Origin of the sequence: Geodermatophilus marinus, assembly GCF_003428645.1 — a bacterium.
GTDB lineage: Bacteria > Actinomycetota > Actinomycetes > Mycobacteriales > Geodermatophilaceae > Geodermatophilus.
Genome location: NZ_QVQH01000006.1, coordinates 185,366 through 202,970 on the forward strand (window position 1 = coordinate 185,366; position 17,605 = coordinate 202,970).

Here is a 17,605-nt window from a genome sequence, read left to right on the forward strand (position 1 = left end):
CCGCCGTCGGATCCGTCCCGCGCCCCGCCGCGGGCCTGCGGGGGGGGGCTCCTCCCGGCTCAGGCCTTGCCGAGGATCCGGTTCATCTTGGTGCCGCAGACCGGGCAGGTGCCCTGGGCCATGCGGCGGCCCGACTCGCTGACCTTGACCTCGCCGTCGAAGTCCCGCTTCTCCTTGCACTTCACGCAGTAGCCGTTGTAGCTGTCCGCCACGCTGCTCCCTCCTCGCGCTCCCCGGCGCCCGACCCGGGTGCCGTGGGGCGGAACGGTACCCGGGTCGCCGGACATGTCCCGGAGCCGACCGGGCGGTCGCCCGCGCCCGCTGTCCACGGCTTGTGGACAGCGGTGTGGACAGGGTGGGGACCGCGGCCCCGGAGCTGTGCGGAACCGGGGGACGGGCCGGCCCCCGGCCGGGTGGGGGGCCCGGCGACACGCGTGCCCAGCTGCGGGTATCCGGTCCCCGGGGGCTGTGGACGGCGGTGGCCCACCCGGTCCCCCGACCCGCGCGGCCCGCCTGCGTGTCCACCGTCCGTGCGACATGCACCCGAGCGGGTGCAGGGCCGGCTCACGCGGCGGCCGGCCGTCACCTACGGTCTCCCCCGTGCCCGGTTCGACCCCCGACTCCCCGGACTCCCGCGTCCCGGCCGCTGCCCCGGCCCGGTCGCCGCGCACCGTCCCCGCGGTGCCCGATCGCGTCGAGGTCCGGCGCAGCACGCGCCGGCGTCGCACGGTGACCGCCTACCGCGAGTCGGGCCGCACCGTCGTCCTCATCCCCGCGGCCTTCACACCCGCGGAGGAGCGCCGCTGGGTGGCGCAGATGGTGGCCAAGCTGCAGACCCGCGAGGAGCGCCGCCGCCGCTCGCTCGGCGGGGACGACGACCTCATGGCCCGGGCGCGGGCGCTGTCGCTGGCGCACCTGGACGGCGTGCCCGAGCCGGCCAGCGTCCGCTGGGTGGACAACCAGCAGCGCCGCTGGGGGTCGTGCACGCCGGCCGACCGCAGCATCCGGCTCTCCAGCCGGCTGCGCGCCATGCCCGAGTACGTCGTCGACTACGTCCTGGTCCACGAACTGGCCCACCTCGTCGAGCCCAGCCACTCGACGGCGTTCTGGGCGCTCGTGGCCCGCTACCCCCGCGCCGAGCGGGCGCGGGGGTTCCTCGAGGGGATCGAGCAGGCGTCGGGCGAGCCGGCCGGCCGCCCGGAGGGCGACGCGGTCGACTGACCGTGCCGTGCGGCGGTCCGCCCGGGCGCCCGGCGGGCCGCACCGGGGCCGCCGGCCCCGGTGCGGGACGTGCCGTCGGGTCAGCCCTGCCCGTCCCGGCGGTCCGGGTCGTCGTCCCCGCCCCGTTCCGGGTCCCCGGGAGCGGAGCCGCCCGGTGCGCCACCCCCGGTGTCGCCGGGGGCGGCGTCCGCGCGGTCGTCGTCGCCGCCCTGCGGCTGGTCCCCGGTCTCGGCGGTGAGCGCCTGCAGCTCGTCGTCCAGGCCCTGGCGGGCCACGAAGTCGAGCGGCTCGTCGAGGTCGTCGGAGGTGGGCAGCAGGTCGGGGTGCGACCACAGCCGGTCGCGCGCCGCGCTGCCGTGCTGCTGGGCCATGGCCCCCCACACCGTCGCGGCGTCCCGCAGCCTCCGCGGCCGCAGTTGCAGGCCGACGAGGGTGGCGAAGGTCTGCTCGGCCGGACCGCCCGAGGCCCGGCGCCGGCGCATCGTCTCGGCCAGCGCGCCGTGGCCCGGGAGGCGCTCGGCGGCGGCCGCGGCGACCACCGCGTCCACCCAGCCCTCGACCAGCGCCAGCAGGGTCTCCAGCCGGCGCAGCGCCATCTGCTGCTCCGGCGTCTCCTCCGGCTCCAGCAGGCCGCTGCCGAGCAGCGCCTGGATGCTCTCGGGGTTGGTCGGGTCGATCCCGCCTATGGAGCCCATCGCCTCGGAGAGGCCGCGCTCGATCGCCTCCCGGTCGATGGTGATGCCGCGGGCGTAGGCGTGCACGGCGTCGGCCAGCTGCTGGCGCAGCCACGGCACGTGGGCGAACAGGCGCAGCGACCCGGCCTCGCGCAGCGCCAGGAACAGCCGCACCTCGTCGGCGGGCCGGTCGAGGCCCGCCGCGAACTCGGCGACGTTCTGCGGCACCAGGACGCCGGTGCCCTCGGGGGCCAGCGGCAACCCGATCTCGGTCCCGGTGAGGACCTCTCCCGAGAGCCGGCCGAGGGCCTGGCCGATCTGCGCGCCGAACATGAGCCCGCCGACCCGCCCCATGATCCCGGCGAGCGGGCCGGCCATGGCCGCGGCCTCGGGCGGCAGGGCGCTGGTCATCGCGCCGGTCACCCGCTCGGCGAGGGGGTCGATCAGCCTGGCCCACTCCGGCAGGGTCTGCTCGAGCCACTCCACCCGCGACCAGGCCACGGCGCGCTCGACCCCGGAGGGCAGGTCGGTGACCTGGTCCAGCCACAGGTCGGCCAGGCGCAGCGCCTCGGTCGCGGCGCCCCGCTCGGCGTCGGACGACGGCTGCGAGCCGGTGGCCAGGGTGCTGATGGCCCCCTGCCGGGCGAGGTCCCAGTTCACCGGGCCGCCGGACCAGTTCATCAGCTTCTGCAGCTCGGCGAACAGCGGCATCTTGCCGAGCAGGTCCTCCGGCGTGCCGGCCCCGGGGCCGCCGCCGAAGAGCGCCCCGAAGCCGAACGGGTCGTTGCCCCCGGGACCCGGCTGGTCGCGGCGCTCGGGATCGCGGTCGGGCATGCCGAAGCCGAAGGGCAGGTCGCTCATGCCCCCACGGTAGACGCGTGATCTCCCGGTGGAGGGCTCGTCCGCCCTGGGCGGACGGAGGGCGGCCGGCCCCGTCCGGAGGCTCGCGCCGGGCGTGCGAGGCGTGAGGGGGACGGGGTCCTTTCTCTAGGCTGGCCGGTCGTGACCCGTCGGATCGCCGTCCTCAGCGTCGGTGTCGTGCTGCTGGTGGTGTTCGGCGTGCTCGGCGCGGCGGTGCCGGTGCCCTACGTCGCCCAGGTGCCGGGGCCGACCTTCGACACGCTCGGCGACGTCGAGGGGGAGCCGATCATCGGCGTCGACGGCCGCGACCGCAACGAGGTGTCCGGGGAGCTGACCCTCACCACCGTCGGGGTCAGCCGGGCCGGGCTGAGCCTGGTGGAGGCGGTGCAGGGCTGGTTCGACGACGAGGTCAGCGTCGTCCCGGAGGAGACGGTGTACCCCTCCGACCGGACGGAGGAGGAGACCCGGCAGGCCAACCGCCAGGCGTTCCTCACCTCCGAGGAGGCGGCGGAGGCCGCGGCGCTGGGCGAGCTCGGCTACCCGACCAAGGTCGTCGTCCGGGGGCTGGCCGAGGACTCGCCGTCCGAGGGGGTCCTGCAGGAGGGGGACGCCATCGAGAGCGTCGACGGGCAGCCGACCCCCGACCTGGCCGCCCTCGACGAGGTGCTCACCGGTATCCCGGGCGGCACGGAGGTGCCGGTCACCTACACCCGGCTCGGCGAGGCGACGACCGCGACGGTGACCACCCGGGCGGCCGAGGACGGCTCCGGCTCGCGGCTCGGCGTGCTGGTCCGCGAGCAGCCGCACGCGCCGTTCGACGTCGACATCCAGGTGGAGGACGTCGGCGGCCCCTCCGCGGGGCTGATGCTGACCCTCGGCATCCTCGACCTCGTCGGCGACGAGGACCTGACCGGCGGCGCCTCGATCGCCGGGACCGGGACCATCGCTCCCGACGGGACGGTCGGGCCGATCGGCGGCGTCCAGCTGAAGATGGTCGCCGCCGCCGACATCGGGGCCGAGCTGTTCCTCGTCCCGGCCGACAACTGCGCCGAGGCGCTCGCCGCCCCGCAGCCGGGGCTGACCACCGCCCGGGTGGCGACCCTGGACGACGCCCTCCGGGCCCTGGAGGACGTCCGGGCCGGGCGGACGCCGGAGCCGTGCTGACCGGGCGGCAGCGCCGCCTCCCGGAGGGCGCGGGTCCGGGGGTGCGCAGCCCCGGCGGCCTGCCTCGTGGGGGATGCTGGCCGCCGGAGGCGGTGCGGGAACCTGCAGCGCCCCCGTCCGTTGGATTCGGATGATCGGGCGAAGTCGGAACGGCTCGTCTCGTAAGTCCCCGGGCCCTCCGGGGCCCAGCTCCGTGGCTGCCCGCCACGACCGCATCACCTGAAGGAGTCCGCTCGTGGCCATGCGGCCCCCCGTGTCCGTGCCGGCACTGTCCCGGCGCGCCAAGGTGGTCATCGGGGCCATCGCCGTGCTGCTGGTCCTGTTCACGGCCATCGGGACCCTCACCAACGTCTACGTCGACTACCTGTGGTTCGACGAGACGGGGTACACCGAGGTCTTCTGGACCGAGCTGCAGACCCGCGCCCTGCTGTTCGCCGTCGCGGGCATCGCCACCGGCGGGCTCACCGCCCTGGCGATCTACCTCGCGTACCGGTTCCGCCCCACGTTCCGGCCCATGTCGCTGGAGCAGCAGAACCTGGAGCGCTACCGCCAGTCGCTCGAGCCGCGCCGCACCCTCGTGCTCACCGCCGTGGCCGTGGTGCTCGGCCTCTTCGCCGGCTTCACCGCGCAGGGCAACTGGGAGACGTGGCTGGAGTTCCGGCACGTCACGCCGTTCGGCCGGACCGACCCGCAGTTCGGCCTCGACCTGTCCTTCTTCGTCTTCGAGTACCCCTTCTACCGGCTGCTGCTGGGCTTCGGCTTCGCCATCGTGCTGCTGGCGCTGATCGGCTCGCTGCTGACGCACTACGTCTTCGGCGGGCTGCGCCTGCAGACGCCGGGGCAGAAGCTGACCGGCGCGGCGATGGTCCAGCTCTCGGTGCTGCTGGGCCTCTTCGTCGCCCTCAAGGCGGTGGCCTACTGGTTCGACCGGTACGGCCTGGTGTTCTCCGACCGCGGCGAGCTGTTCACCGGTGCCAGCTACACCGACATCAACGCCCTCCTGCCGGCCAAGACGATCCTCGTCTTCGCGGCGGCGGTCTGCGCGATCGCGTTCTTCGCCAACATCGTCGTCCGGAACTTCCGGCTGCCGGCGGCCGCCCTGGTGCTCCTCCTGCTGTCCAGCCTGGTGATCGGCGTGGCGTACCCGGCGATCGTGCAGCAGTTCGTCGTCCGGCCCAGCGCCGACCAGCGGGAGTCGGACTACATCGAGCGGGCGATCGCCTCCACGCGGGACGCCTACGACCTCACCGACGTGGAGTACGTCGACTACGCCCAGCAGAACACCGGGGACGAGGTGGACACGGAGGCGGTGCTCGCCGAGCTGCGCAACGACACCGAGACCATCCCCAACGCGCGGCTGCTGGACCCCAACGTCCTGTCCGACACGTTCACGGCGCGCCAGCAGATCCGCAACGTGTACGGCTTCCCGGAGAAGCTGGACATCGACCGGTACACGATCGACGGGGAGACCCAGGACTACGTCGTCGCCGTCCGCGAGCTGAACAGCGACGCGCTCAGCGAGAACCAGCAGACCTGGATCAACCGGCACACGGTGTTCACCCACGGCAACGGCTTCGTGGCGGCGCCGGCCAACCAGGTGGTCGCCGGCCAGGAGGGCGGCGAGCCGAACTTCACCACCCGGGACCTGCCGGTCCGGGGCGACATCGAGGTCGAGCAGCCGCGGATCTACTACGGCGAGCTGATCGAGGACTACTCCGTCGTCGGGGCGCCCTCCGGCGCGGAGCCCCGCGAGTTCGACCTGCCCGAGGGCAGCGACGGCGAGGGGCAGATCAACAACACCTACGACGGCGAGGGTGGCGTCGCGATCGGCAGCTTCTTCCGCCAGCTGACGTTCGCGATCTACTACCGGGAGCGCAACTTCCTGCTCTCCAGCGCCGTCAACGACGCCTCGAAGGTGCTCTACGTCCGCAACCCGCTCGAGCGGGTGGAGAAGGCCGCGCCGTTCCTCACCGTGGACGGCGACCCGTACCCGGCGGTCATCGACGGCCGGGTGACCTGGATCCTCGACGCCTACACGACGTCGGACTCCTACCCCTACGCGGAGCAGATGGAGCTCGGCGAGGCCGCGGCCGACGCGCTGACCGGCACCGGGACGACGGCGCTGCCGAACGAGACGTTCAACTACATCCGCAACTCGGTGAAGGCCACCGTCGACGCCTACGACGGGACGGTGCGGCTGTACGAGTGGGACGAGGACGACCCGGTCCTGAACACCTACATGGAGGCCTTCCCGGGCACCGTGCAGCCGCGGGCGGAGATGCCCGAGGCGCTCGTCGGCCACGTCCGCTACCCCGAGGACCTGTTCAAGGTGCAGCGGGACATCCTGACCCGGTACCACGTCAGCGACCCGATCGACTTCTACAACCAGAACGACCGCTGGCAGGTGCCGGCCGACCCGACGCAGGACACCCAGGAGCCGCAGCCGCCGTACTACATCCTGGCCCAGCGGCCCGGTGACCCGGCGGCGAGCTTCCAGCTGACCAGCGCGCTCAACGCGTTCCGCCGGGAGAACCTGTCGGCGTTCGTGTCGGCGTCCAGCGCGCCGGAGACGTACGGGCAGATGCAGGTGCTGGTGCTGCCGGGCAACACGCCCTTCCGCGGGCCGCAGCAGGTGCAGCAGTCCTTCATCACGAACAACCAGGTCCGGCCCGACCTCACGCTGTTCAACAGCGCCGAGTCCCGGGCGGTGTTCGGCAACCTGCTCACCCTGCCGATCGGCGAGGACGGCCTGCTCTACGTCGAGCCGCTGTACGTCGAGGGCACCGGCGAGAACTCCTTCCCGCTGCTGCAGAAGGTCCTGGTCAACTACGGCGACCGGGTCGGCTACGCCGACACCCTCGCCGAGGCGCTGGACCAGGTCTTCGGGGCCGGGGCGGGTGAGGCCGCGGCCGACAGCGACGACATCGCCGACACCACGGAGGACGCCGCGGAGCCCGAGCCGGCGCCGCAGCCGACCGAACCGACCGAGCCGGCGCCGGCGCCGGACGGTGTGCCGTTGGACCAGGCGGTGTCCGACCTGAACGCCGCGCTCGAGGCGCTGCGCCAGGCTCAGCAGAGCGGTGACTTCGCCGCCCAGGGGCAGGCGCTGGCCGACCTGCAGGCAGCGGTGGAGGCCTACCAGGCCGCCCAGGCGGCCCAGCCCACCGGCTGACGCCGCACCCCACCGGTCCCCGCCCCGCCTCCGGGGGTGTGGCCGGCCCCACCCGGGGCCCGGCTGCACGCCCGGAGGCGGCTGGGGTACGGTGGTCTCACCGACGCGGGGTGGAGCAGCTCGGTAGCTCGCTGGGCTCATAACCCAGAGGTCGCAGGTTCGAATCCTGCCCCCGCTACGAGGCACGAGGGCCCTCACAGTCACTGTGAGGGCCCTCGTCGTCCGCGCATCGATCTCGGCGGTTGGTCGAGAGATCCCGGTCACAGGGCGCTTGCAGCGGCCAGGACGTCGGCGGGCCGGCGATCGCCTGCTCCCGGTTCCCGGATGCGCCGGCGAGCGCGTGCAGGCCGGTGGTGCGGCAGTCGATCGGCTGGGTGTGGTGATCGTGGCCCGCCGCCGCACTCGACGTCCGTGTCGCGTCGCACGCCGCCCTGCTCGTGACGTTCGTCGATGCTGCCGATCGGCGACCTGGGTCGGCCCGCCCGGATGAGCGCGGGCGGGCCGACCGAGCGCGCTTGGATCAAGCGGTGGCCCGAGCGCGGCCGACGGAGGGTGGGGTGGTCGGCGCCGTCCGCCGCTGCTCGGTCCACAGGGAGTAGCCGAGCCAGATCAGGGCCGCTCCGTACGGCACGGCGGCGTAGCGGCCGAGGGCGTGCGGCACCAGCGGGACCAGCAGCGTGCACGCCGCCCCGGCGACCAGCAGGGCGCCCGCCCCCCGGGACAGGACCCGCGCGCGGACGACGGCGCTGCCGAGCAGCACGCCGCCCAGCAGGTAGAGCGCGAACGACACCCCGCCCATGGCTCGCAGGGCGCCGAGGTCCACGTCGCCGCCGGTGTCGGCGAAGACCCCCAGGAAGCTGTCGACGAACGCCGGCGCCTCGGGGACCAGGGGCGGGAGGACGAAGGTCTCGGCGAAGGTGAAGGCCGTGGCCAGCAGGAAGAAGGTCCCGGTGAGCAGGTGGCCGACCAGACCGAGCACACCGGTCTCCTGCACCTGCCGGAGGTAGATCCCGGTCACCCCGATCAAGCCCAGGACGGCGAAGGCCAGCGTCATGGCGCCCACGATCAACCAGGCGCTGCCGGTGACGGCGGCAACGTCCTCGGTCGGGTGGACGAACTGGATGACGATGTAGAGCAGCCCGGCCAGGACCGCGGACAGGCCGCAAGCCCGGATGAGCCGAGACGTCGTGATGGCCACGGTCGATCTCCTCGTCCTGCGTCGGCCCGGGCCCGGTGCCCGGAGACGAGGCGACGCTAGGGAGGAACCTGATGAGCGGTGATCACCACACGTGGTGATGCCGGTGGTGATTGCCGCCGCCGAGGACCGCGCCCAGATCCACGCGACGGTCCGGTGGACGGCGCACTCCACGCATGGCGGGCCGCCCGTGGCACCCCGTCCATCGCGGCGTGGCGCGGTCGCCCCGGCACCCGCTGCTCACGACCGAGAGGCCTGCCCGGCGCCGGCCCGGTGACGCGGCCGCAGCTGGTCGAGCGCTGGTCGTCGGCCGGCGAGGCGACGCCGCGCCTGACACGGGGGCGCCCCGGTGCCTGAAGGCGTCGACACCGGGTGCCGTGGCTGCCACGATGTCGGAGGCCGAGCCGGCGGTGCAGACCGCGACGGGGGTTCGGCGACGACCCCGGGGCCCGGCCCAGAGGGAGGCGGTCGTGATGGGCCCCCTGCTCACCACCAAGCTGCACCCGCCCCGCCGGCGACGCGGCCTCGTGGCCCGCGCCCGGCTGGACGCGCGGCTCGACCGTGCCGGCGAGGTGGCCGTGACGCTGGTCTCCGCACCGGCCGGATTCGGCAAGACGACGATCCTCACCGAGTGGCTGGCGGCGGGTGCACCCGAGGGCCGGTCGGCGGCGTGGTTGTCGCTCGACGCGCGCGACAACGACCCGGCGCTGTTCTGGAGCTACCTGGTCGCCGCGCTGCAGACGGCCGTCCCTGACCTCGGCGCGACCACGCTCGCAGTACTGCAGTCCCCGCAGACCTCGACGGAGGCGGCTGTCGCGACCCTGGTCAACGAGCTGGCCGACCTGCCGCGCGAGCTCGTGCTGGTGCTCGACGACTACCACGTCGTCGACTCCCCGCAGGTGCACGAGGGGATGGTGCGGCTCGTGGAGCACCTGCCGGTGCAGGTGCACCTGGTGATAGCCGGGCGCGCCGACCCGCCCCTGCCGCTGGCGCGGCTGCGAGCCCGCGGAGAGCTGCTCGAACTGCGCGCCGCCGAGCTGCGGTTCACGGCGGCCGAGGTGGCGGCATACCTCACCGGTGCGATGGGACTGACCCTGACCGCCGACGACGTCGCCGCGCTGGACAGCCGCACCGAGGGCTGGATCGCGGCGGTGCAGCTGGCCGCGCTGTCGATGCAGGGCCGCGAGGACCCCTCGGCCTTCGTCGCGGAGTTCGCCGGCGACGACCGCTACATCGTCGACTTCCTCGTCGAGGAGGTCCTGGCCCGCCAGCCGGAACGGGTGCGCACCTTCCTGCTGCAGACCTCCATCCTGGCCCGGCTCAGCGGGCCGCTGTGCGACGCGGTCACCGGCGGGGACGGCGGCAAGGACACGCTGGAGGCGGCGGAACGGGCCAACCTGTTCCTGGTCCCCCTCGACGACCGCCGCCGCTGGTACCGCTACCACCACCTGTTCGCCGACGTGCTGCAGGCCCACCTGCGCGACGAGCAGCCCGACGCCGTCGCCGAACTGCACCGGCGGGCCGCCGACTGGCACGCCCGGCACGGCGACCGGGCCGAGGCGATCGGTCACGCGCTGGCCGGCGGCGACGCCGCCCGCGCCGCGGAGCTGGTCGAGCTGGCCCTGCCGGCCCTGCAGCAGGGCCGGCAGGAGGCCACGATGCGCCGCTGGTTGCAGGCGCTGCCCGACGAGGTGATCGCCGAGCGGCCGGTGCTCAGCGTCGGGTACGCCGCCGCGCTGATGGTCAGCGGGGAGACCGCGGGCGTGGAGGCGCGGCTGCGCGACGCCGAACGGTGGCTCATCGACGACGGTTCCCGGCCGCGGCCGGCCGGGCGGATGGTCGTCGTCGACGAGGCGGCGTTCCGGCGACTGCCCAGCGGGATCGCGCTCTACCGCGCCGGCCAGGCCCTCCTCTCCGGAGACGTGCCCGCCACCGTGACCCACGCCCGCCGCGCCCTCGAGCTCGCCGGCGCCGACGACCACGTCGCCCGCGGTGGGCCCGCCGGCCTGCTGGGCCTGGCGTACTGGCGGACCGGCGACCTCGACACCGGTGCCCGCTGGTACGCCGAGTGCGCGGCCAGCCTCGAGCAGGCCGGGCACCTGTCCGACGTCACCGGCTGCGCCCTCGCCCTGGCCGACATGCGCCTCGAGCAGGGCCGGCTCGCCGAGGCGATGAGCACCTACGAGAACGCGCTGCGCCTGGTGACCCCGCCGGGCGGGCCGGTCCTGCGTGGCGCGGCGGACATGCACGTCGGCATCGCCGGGGTGCTCCTCGAGCACAACGAGCTCGACGCCGCCCGCCGCCGGCTGGCGGTCAGCGCCCAACTGGGCGAGCACGCCGGCCTGCCCCAGAACCCGCACCGCGAGCGGGTCGCCCGGGCCCGCCTCGCCGAGGCCGACGGCGACCTCGACGGCGCGCTCGCGCTGCTGGCCGAGGCCGAGCGGCGCTACGCCGCCGACTACTTCCCCGAGGTGCGGCCGATCGGTGCCGTGCGGGCCCGCCTGCACGCCCGAGCCGGCCGGTGGCCCGACGCGCTGGCCTGGGGGCGGCAGCGCGGGCTGTCGGCCGACGACGACCCCGACTACCTGCACGAGTTCGAGCACCTCGTCCTGGCCCGGGCGCTGGTCGCCCGGTACGCCGCCGACGGGGACCAGCCGTCGATGGCCGGGGCGCTGCGGCTGCTGGCGCGGCTGCGCCGGGCCGCCGAGGACGGCGGCCGCACCGGCAGCCTGCTGGACGTGCTGGTGGTGCTGGCCCTCGCCGCAGCGGTGTGCGGAGACCAGCCGGCGGCGCTCGCGGCGCTGCGGCACGCGCTCGAGCTGGCCGAGCCGCGAGGCCACGTCCGGTCCTTCCTCGACGAGGGGCGGTTGCTGCGCCGACACCTGGCGGCCGTCGCCAACGGCCGCGCCCACGGCTACGCCGGTCGGCTGCTGGCCGCCTCGTCGCCGGGTGCCACGCCCGTGGCGGCCCGGCCGGTCCCGGCCTGGCCGGTGGAGCCGCTGAGCGCCCGGGAGCTGGAGGTGCTGCGACTGCTCGGCACCGATCTCGACGGCCCGGGCATCGCCCGCCGGCTGTTCGTGTCGGTGAACACCGTCCGCACGCACACCAAGAACCTCTACGCCAAGCTCGGCGTGAACAACCGCCGCACGGCGGTCCGCCGCGGGCAGGAGCTCGACCTGCTGACCCGGGGCGGCGACGAACCCACGCTCGCCGCCGACTCCCGATAGCCCGCCGAACAGCGGTTCACCACCCGGATCACCACACCTGGTGATCCGCGCTCACCACGTCTGCTCCTAGCTTCCCCGTACCGCAGCAGCCGGAACACCGGCCGGGAACCGCCCGGCCGGCGACCGGGCAGGGGGACCGATGACGGAGAACCGGCACCTCGGCCTCTCCGACGCGGGTCGCTACGAGATCCGCCTCGCCGGCCGCCTCGACGACCGCTGGGCCACCTGGTTCGACGGCATGACCCTCACCACCGCCGACGGCACGACCGTCCTGTCCGGTCCGCTCGCCGACCAGGCCGCGTTGCACGGCGTCCTGGCCCGGATCCGTGACCTGGGCCTGCCGTTGGTGGCGGTCACCCGCCTGGACGCCGATCCGCACGTCCCGCCTCGCTGAGGCCCCGACCCGATCCGGAGACCGCCATGGCAAGCACCACCCCGACGGCGCGGTCGATCACCGCCCCGCCCGACCCGCTGCGGCGCACCGCGCGCGCCGCCGGCATCCTCTACCTGCTCACGTTCGTGTCGATGCCCACGCTCATGGTGTTCGAGCCGGTGCAGGACGGCGCCGCCTTCGTCCTCGGCGCCGGCGACGACACCGGGGTGCTGTGGGGGGCCTTCTCCGAGGTCATCGTCGCCTTGGCCGGCATCGGCACCGCCGTGGTGCTCTTCCCGGTGGCCAAGCGGGTCAGCGAGACCGCGGCCCTCGGGTTCGTCACCTCCCGCGTGGTCGAGGGCAGCCTGATCCTCGTCGGCGTCGTCAGCGTGCTGAACCTGCTCACGCTGCGAGACGACGTCGCCGGCACCGCCGACACGGACCCCGCGGCGCTGACCACCGCCGGCCACACCCTGGTGGCGACCTACGAGTGGACGTTCCTGCTCTCGCAGAGCCTGGCGCCGGTCGTCAACGCCCTCTGCCTGGGCTACGTGCTGTACCGCTCCGGCCTCGTGCCGCGGATCCTCCCCACCCTGGGCCTGATCGGGGCCCCGCTGCTGCTCGCGTCCGACGTCGCGACCTTCTTCGGCCTCTACGACCGCGCGGCTCCGATCGCCGCCCTCGCCGCCCTCCCGATCGCCGCCTGGGAGTTCTCCCTCGGCGTCTTCCTGACCGTCAGAGGCTTCCGGTCCGCCGCCGTCGCCGCTCTGCCGCCCGCAGGGGCCCTCCGATGAGGGCCGCCGTCTACCGCCGGTTCGGCGGACCGGACACCGTCCGGGTGGAGGCGTTGCCGCAGCCGACGCCCGGCCCGGACGACGTCCTCATCCGGGTGCACGCCAGCACCGTCAGCGCCGCCGACCACCGTGCCCGCAGCCGCGACGTGCCCCGTGGACTCGGGCTGCTCGCCGCCACCGGGATCGGGCTGTTGCGGCCGAAGCGGCCGGTGCTGGGTTACGACGCCGCCGGTGTCGTCGAGACGGTCGGCGCGGACGTCACCGCGTACCGACCCGGCGACGAGGTGATCGCCATGCTCGGCGGGCACTTCGGGGGGCACGCCGAGTACGCCCGCGTTCGCCCGGGCGACCCCATCGCCCGCAAGCCGCGGAACCTGCCCTTCGAGGACGCCGTGACGCTGGTCTTCGGCGGGCTCACCGCCCGCGGCTTCCTGAAGCAGGCCGATCTCGTGGTGGGCGCGGCGGTGCTGGTCAACGGGGCGTCCGGCGCCGTCGGCACCGCGGCAGTGCAGCTGGCCGCGCACGAGGGCGCGCACGTGACCGGCGTTGCCAGCGCCGCCAACCGGGAGCTGGTGACCTCCCTCGGCGCGGAGCGGGTGATCGACCACACCATCGAGGACTTCACCGCCGAGGCGGCCACCTACGACGTGATCGTCGACTGCGTCGGCAACGCCCCGTTCGAGCGCGTCCGGCGCCTGCTCCGCCCGCGTGGGGCGCTGCTGCTCGTCATCACCGACCTGCCCGGGCTGCTGCTGGCTCCGATGCGCCGCAGTCGCACCGGGCACCTGGTCACCGCCGACGTCGGCACGCTCACCGCGGAGGATCTGGGCCACCTGGTCGACCTCGCCGAAGCCGGCGCCTACCGGCCGGTTCGCGACCGCACCTTCGACCTCGTCGACATCGCCGAGGCGCACCGCTACGTCGACACCGGCCGCAAGCGCGGCAACGTCGTGCTCCGCCTCTCCGGCGACGGGCACACCGCTGTGGCGACGTGATCGACACGGACGTGATCGACACGACCGACGTCTCCGATGTCCTCAGCCGGGCCCGACCTCTCGGGCTACGAACCGGGCGCGCGTCGGCGGGCGCCGCGACTGCGAGGAACCCGCCGGCGGGCCGGCCGGAGCGATGGACCACGTCGGGTCCCCGGCCCGTCCAGGACGGCCGTCGCCCCGGAGGCCTGCGCCCACCCCAGCCCGTCAGCTCACCGGTGGGTGAGGAGTCCTGCACCGCCATCCGGTGCTCCGGACCTCCTCTGGGGGAGGGGCCTCCGGCTGTCCGGCCGGCCGGGCCGCCCCCGCCGCCGGGAAGGTCCAAGGCCCACCGGGGCGGGGGACGTCGCCCCTGGCGGGCCGGGGGACGTCGCCCCTGGCGGGCCGGCTCGGTCCGCTGGTGCCCTGGGACGCCCCGAGGTGCCGCCACCTCGAGAACCAGGTCGTCGGTCGAGGAGGTCGGAGGATGGGGACGATCGTCAGGACCGTGAGCGGGGACGTGCGCGGGACCGCCTCGGACGGGGTGTACCGCTTCCTCGGCGTCCCCTACGCGGCGCCGCCGGTCGGCGCCCGCCGGCTGCGGCCGCCGCAGCCGGTCGAGCACTGGGCCGGTGTGCGTGACGCCACGGCACTCGGGCCGCAGCCGCCGCAGCTGAAGTTCGGGACGGATGACCCGCTCGGCCTGCTGTTCGATCCCGCGGTGGTCGGGGACGACTGCCTGAACCTCAACATCTGGACGCCCGAGCCAGGGGCAGCCGACCTGCCGGTGATGGCCCTCAGCCCGGGCGGCGCCTTCCGCTACAACTCCGGCGGCAGCTACGACGGCAGCCGCTTCGCCCGCGACGGCGTCGTGCTCGTCTCCCTCAACTGGCGGACCGGAGCGGACGGGTTTCTCTACCTGGGTGCAGGCGACGACGCAGCCAACCTGGGACTGCTCGACCAGGTCGCAGCGCTGACGTGGGTGCGCGACAACATCCGCGCCTTCGGCGGGGACCCCGACCGGGTCACCGTGTTCGGGGAGTCGGCCGGTGCCATGTCGATCGGCGACCTGCTGTCGATGCCGTGGGCGGAGGGACTGTTCCGGCGGGCGGCGCTGGAGAGCGGCGCCGCGCACCACGTCGTGGCGGCCGACGACGCGGCGCGCATCGGCGCCCGGCTCGCCGAGCTCCTCGGCGTCCCCGCCAGCCGCGCGGCCATCGCCGAGGTCCCCGTCGAGCGCTTCCTGCAGGCGCAGGGGCAGATCGACGCCGAGCTGGCGGCGTCCCCGGACCCCGCCCGCTGGGGCGTCGAGGTCCTCGCCAGCATGATGCCGTTCCACCCCGTGGTCGACGGCGACGTGGTGCCGGCTCCGCCGATCGAGCGGATCGCGAGCGGGGCGGGCGCGCAGGTCGACGTCCTCCTGGGCACGAACGCCGACGACTGGCGGTACTCCCCGGTGCTCGGCGGCTTCATCGACCAGATCACCGAGGAGAATCTCACCGGCCCCCTGGAGACCTACGGCTGGTGGAGCATCGCGGCCTACGGGCTGGACCCCGGCGAGGTGCTGCCGCACTACCGGGCCAACCGGTTCGGCCCCACGCCGGGCGACGTCCTCGGGGCGGTCATGACCGACTGGTGGGTCCGGGTGCCGGCCCTGCGCCTGGCCGACGCGCACGCCTCCGCACCGGGGGGCACGTACATGTACGAGTTCGCCTGGCCCTCACCGATCCTGGACGGCCGCCTCGGCTCCTGCCACGCGCTGGAGCTGCCCTTCGTCTTCGACACCCTCGACCTGGGCCGCGGGCAGATGATGGGCGGCGCGCTCGGGGTGGATCCACCGCAGCAGCTCGCCGACACGATGCACCGGGCCTGGGTCGACTTCGCGGCCGAGGGAGAACCGGGCTGGCCGTGCTACGACCCCGGCCGGCGGGCCGTCATGCGCCTCGACGTCCCGTCCTCCGTCGTCGAGGACCCGTATGCCGCGGAACGAGCCCTCTGGGCGGGAGTGCGCTGACCGTGCCCGTGCGGCGCCGCTCGTCGACGAGCGTCGAGCGGCCGCGGACCTGCTCGGCGCCGCCGCGCCTCGGCGGCGGGAGCTGAGCCGGGGGCCCCGGCTCAGACCGTCGTGGCCCACTCGACGAGACCGGCCCCGCGCGGGCGGGCCAGGGGGACGGCGGCGTCCGGGCGGCGGGGGAGCAGCCGGCGCGGCAGGGGAGCGGGGGCCCCGGCCGACGCCGCCGCGTGACGGGCGCGGGACGGGGGCTCCTCGGCGGGGCGCAGGGCGGGGAGGTCCACCCACGCGGTGCGCCGCAGGCCGTCGACCACGCAGCGGACGCGGACCCGGCAGCGACCGTCGGGCTCGTGCCGCCAGCCCAGCAGCTCCCCGGGGTACCAGGTCCCGGCGTGGTGGACCTCCACCGGGACCGGGTCGGCGAGGGCGCTCCACCCGCCGTCGCCCCGCATGATGGCGACCCTAAGGCAGGCTTTGTTCACCCTCCGTGAGGCACGCGGACTCAGCGGCGGACCGGCCGGCGCCAGCGCGTGCGCGCCGTTCCCACCGGGAGCGGGGCGGGACGGCGGCGCCGCGCACCGGTGTCCCGCCCGCCGTCCGCGCGGGACGCGGCGCGGCGCCGTCGGGCCAGGTGCTCGCCCAGCAGCGCTCCCGCCGCCAGGGCCAGCCCGGTCGTCACCGCCTCCCCGAGCAGCGTCACCCCGCTGATGGTGTCGCCCTCGGCGAAGCGGCGCATGCCGCGGTAGATCGTCAGCCCGGGGAGCAGCGGGATGATGCCGGCGACGACGTGCACCAGGGCGGGCACCCGTCGCCACCTCGACACCAGGGGGCCCGCCAGGCCGACCGTGGTCGCGGCCACGGCCGCGGCCACCGGCGTGTCCAGCGAGGCGGCGCCGGCCGCGGCGAAGACCGCCCAGCCGAGGGCGCCCGCGGCACCGGCCACCGGGACCGCCCGGCGCGGGGCGTGGTTGGCCACGGCGAAGCAGGCCGACACCGCGGCCGCGGCCAGCAGCTGCACGGCCATCGGGCCCAGGGGCTCGGTCGACGGGTCCCCGATGCGCACGGGCAGGCCCAGCCGCAGGCCCACCGACAGCCCGGCCGCGACCCCGGCGATGATCCCCGCGGTGAGCAGGAAGGTCTCGAACGCCCGGGCGGCCGCGGTCACGTAGAAGCCGGAGATGGCGTCCTGGACCGCACCGACGAGCGTGACCCCGGGCAGCAGCAGCACGATGCCGCCCGCGACGACGAGCGAGGGCCGCACGCCCACCTCGGCGGCGAACAGCGTGAGCGCCACGGCCGTGGCGATGAGCCCGCCCACCACGTTCTGGTAGAAGGCGGGCAGCTGCGCGCGGGCCAGCCGGGCGAGGGACAGGTCGATGGCCACCGTGGCCCCGAAGGCCGCCGCGGTCACCGAGGGTCCGGCTCCCAGCAGCACCGCGACCGCGGCGGCCAGCCCGGCGCGGGCACCGGTGACGACCCAGCGCCGGTACGGGTGCCGGGCGGTCACCAGCTCCCGCAGCCGCCGCTCGGCCCCCGGCTGGGCGACCCGGCCGGTCACGAGGTCGTCGACGAGGTTGTGGGCGGCGGTCACCCGCGTGTAGTCGAGCTCGCGCTGCTGCACCAGCCGGATGCCGGTCACCGGTGCGTCCCCCGGGGCGGACTGGGCGGACATGGCGATCGACGTGAAGGTGATGTCGCACTCCACCTCGTGCAGCCCGGCGGCCTCGGCCACCGCCGTGCAGGTGGCGGTCACCTCCGCGGCGCCCGCACCGCCGGCCAGCAGCACCTCTCCGCACCGCAATGCCAGGTCTAGGGTCCGGTGGACCGGGGTAGGGACAGCGGGAGCGGCGCTCATCGCCGTCCAGCCTCCCCGACCCGGGTCAGGTCGCGCCCGGTGGGTCCGGTCACGTCGAGGAAGCTCCCGGCGGTGTGGCACCTTGTT

Annotated in this window: 13 protein-coding genes and 1 tRNA gene; 9 read left to right on the forward strand and 5 right to left on the reverse strand. The window is 75.1% G+C overall.

Features of this window, described 5'->3' with window-relative positions; all coding sequences use genetic code 11:
• Window positions 1–59: 59 nt before the first annotated feature.
• Window positions 60–212 (reverse strand): DUF5679 domain-containing protein, encoded by a 153-nt coding sequence (locus D0Z06_RS25735; RefSeq protein WP_176449798.1) that lies wholly within the window; start codon window positions 210–212, stop codon window positions 60–62.
• Between the two features lie 388 nt (window positions 213–600).
• Between D0Z06_RS25735 and D0Z06_RS09385 the strand changes: the two genes are divergently transcribed.
• Complete coding sequence (locus D0Z06_RS09385) at window positions 601–1,221, forward strand: M48 metallopeptidase family protein (RefSeq protein ID WP_233517562.1); 621 nt, start codon at window positions 601–603, stop codon at window positions 1,219–1,221.
• 80 nt (window positions 1,222–1,301) lie between these two features.
• Here the strand turns inward: D0Z06_RS09385 and D0Z06_RS09390 are convergent, their stop codons facing one another.
• The gene (locus tag D0Z06_RS09390; RefSeq protein WP_117377094.1) at window positions 1,302–2,756 is read right to left on the reverse strand and encodes a zinc-dependent metalloprotease; all 1,455 of its coding nucleotides are present in this window, start codon (window positions 2,754–2,756) and stop codon (window positions 1,302–1,304) included.
• 141 nt (window positions 2,757–2,897) lie between these two features.
• On the opposite strand from D0Z06_RS09390, the gene D0Z06_RS09395 reads away from it, so the two are divergent.
• From D0Z06_RS09395 to D0Z06_RS09405, 3 genes are all read left to right on the forward strand, one after another.
• A complete protein-coding gene (locus tag D0Z06_RS09395; protein WP_199522225.1) occupies window positions 2,898–3,920 on the forward strand; it encodes a YlbL family protein in 1,023 nt (340 codons plus the stop codon).
• Between the two features lie 241 nt (window positions 3,921–4,161).
• Window positions 4,162–7,092, forward strand: coding sequence for a UPF0182 family membrane protein (locus D0Z06_RS09400; protein ID WP_233517563.1), 2,931 nt, complete (start codon window positions 4,162–4,164; stop codon window positions 7,090–7,092).
• Window positions 7,093–7,196: 104 nt separating this feature from the next.
• A tRNA-Met gene (locus D0Z06_RS09405) sits at window positions 7,197–7,270 on the forward strand.
• 342 nt (window positions 7,271–7,612) lie between these two features.
• Here the strand turns inward: D0Z06_RS09405 and D0Z06_RS09410 are convergent.
• Window positions 7,613–8,290 (reverse strand): hypothetical protein, encoded by a 678-nt coding sequence (locus D0Z06_RS09410; protein WP_117377096.1) that lies wholly within the window; start codon window positions 8,288–8,290, stop codon window positions 7,613–7,615.
• A gap of 470 nt (window positions 8,291–8,760) precedes the next feature.
• On the opposite strand from D0Z06_RS09410, the gene D0Z06_RS09415 reads away from it, so the two are divergent.
• From D0Z06_RS09415 to D0Z06_RS09435, 5 genes are all read left to right on the forward strand, one after another.
• Window positions 8,761–11,514 (forward strand): LuxR C-terminal-related transcriptional regulator, encoded by a 2,754-nt coding sequence (locus D0Z06_RS09415; RefSeq protein WP_233517572.1) that lies wholly within the window; start codon window positions 8,761–8,763, stop codon window positions 11,512–11,514.
• A gap of 139 nt (window positions 11,515–11,653) precedes the next feature.
• Window positions 11,654–11,908, forward strand: coding sequence for a hypothetical protein (locus tag D0Z06_RS09420; protein WP_117377098.1), 255 nt, complete (start codon window positions 11,654–11,656; stop codon window positions 11,906–11,908).
• A gap of 26 nt (window positions 11,909–11,934) precedes the next feature.
• Window positions 11,935–12,681, forward strand: coding sequence for a DUF4386 domain-containing protein (locus D0Z06_RS09425; RefSeq protein ID WP_117377099.1), 747 nt, complete (start codon window positions 11,935–11,937; stop codon window positions 12,679–12,681).
• Window positions 12,678–13,676: an NAD(P)-dependent alcohol dehydrogenase gene (locus tag D0Z06_RS09430; protein ID WP_117377100.1), complete on the forward strand. Its 999-nt coding sequence runs from the start codon at window positions 12,678–12,680 to the stop codon at window positions 13,674–13,676. The genes D0Z06_RS09425 and D0Z06_RS09430 overlap by 4 nt, the downstream gene beginning before the upstream one ends.
• Before the next feature lie 463 nt (window positions 13,677–14,139).
• Window positions 14,140–15,666 carry a carboxylesterase/lipase family protein gene (locus D0Z06_RS09435; RefSeq protein WP_117377101.1) on the forward strand — a complete coding sequence of 509 codons (1,527 nt, stop codon included), beginning with the start codon at window positions 14,140–14,142 and terminating at the stop codon, window positions 15,664–15,666.
• Between the two features lie 101 nt (window positions 15,667–15,767).
• On the opposite strand, the gene D0Z06_RS09440 is transcribed toward D0Z06_RS09435, so the two are convergent.
• Both D0Z06_RS09440 and D0Z06_RS09445 read right to left on the reverse strand, forming a co-directional pair.
• Window positions 15,768–16,115, reverse strand: coding sequence for a hypothetical protein (locus D0Z06_RS09440; RefSeq protein ID WP_117377102.1), 348 nt, complete (start codon window positions 16,113–16,115; stop codon window positions 15,768–15,770).
• A 50-nt stretch (window positions 16,116–16,165) separates the two neighbouring features.
• Entirely contained in the window at window positions 16,166–17,518 is a 1,353-nt protein-coding gene (locus D0Z06_RS09445) for a threonine/serine exporter family protein (protein ID WP_117377103.1), read from the reverse strand.
• Window positions 17,519–17,605: the final 87 nt, after the last annotated feature.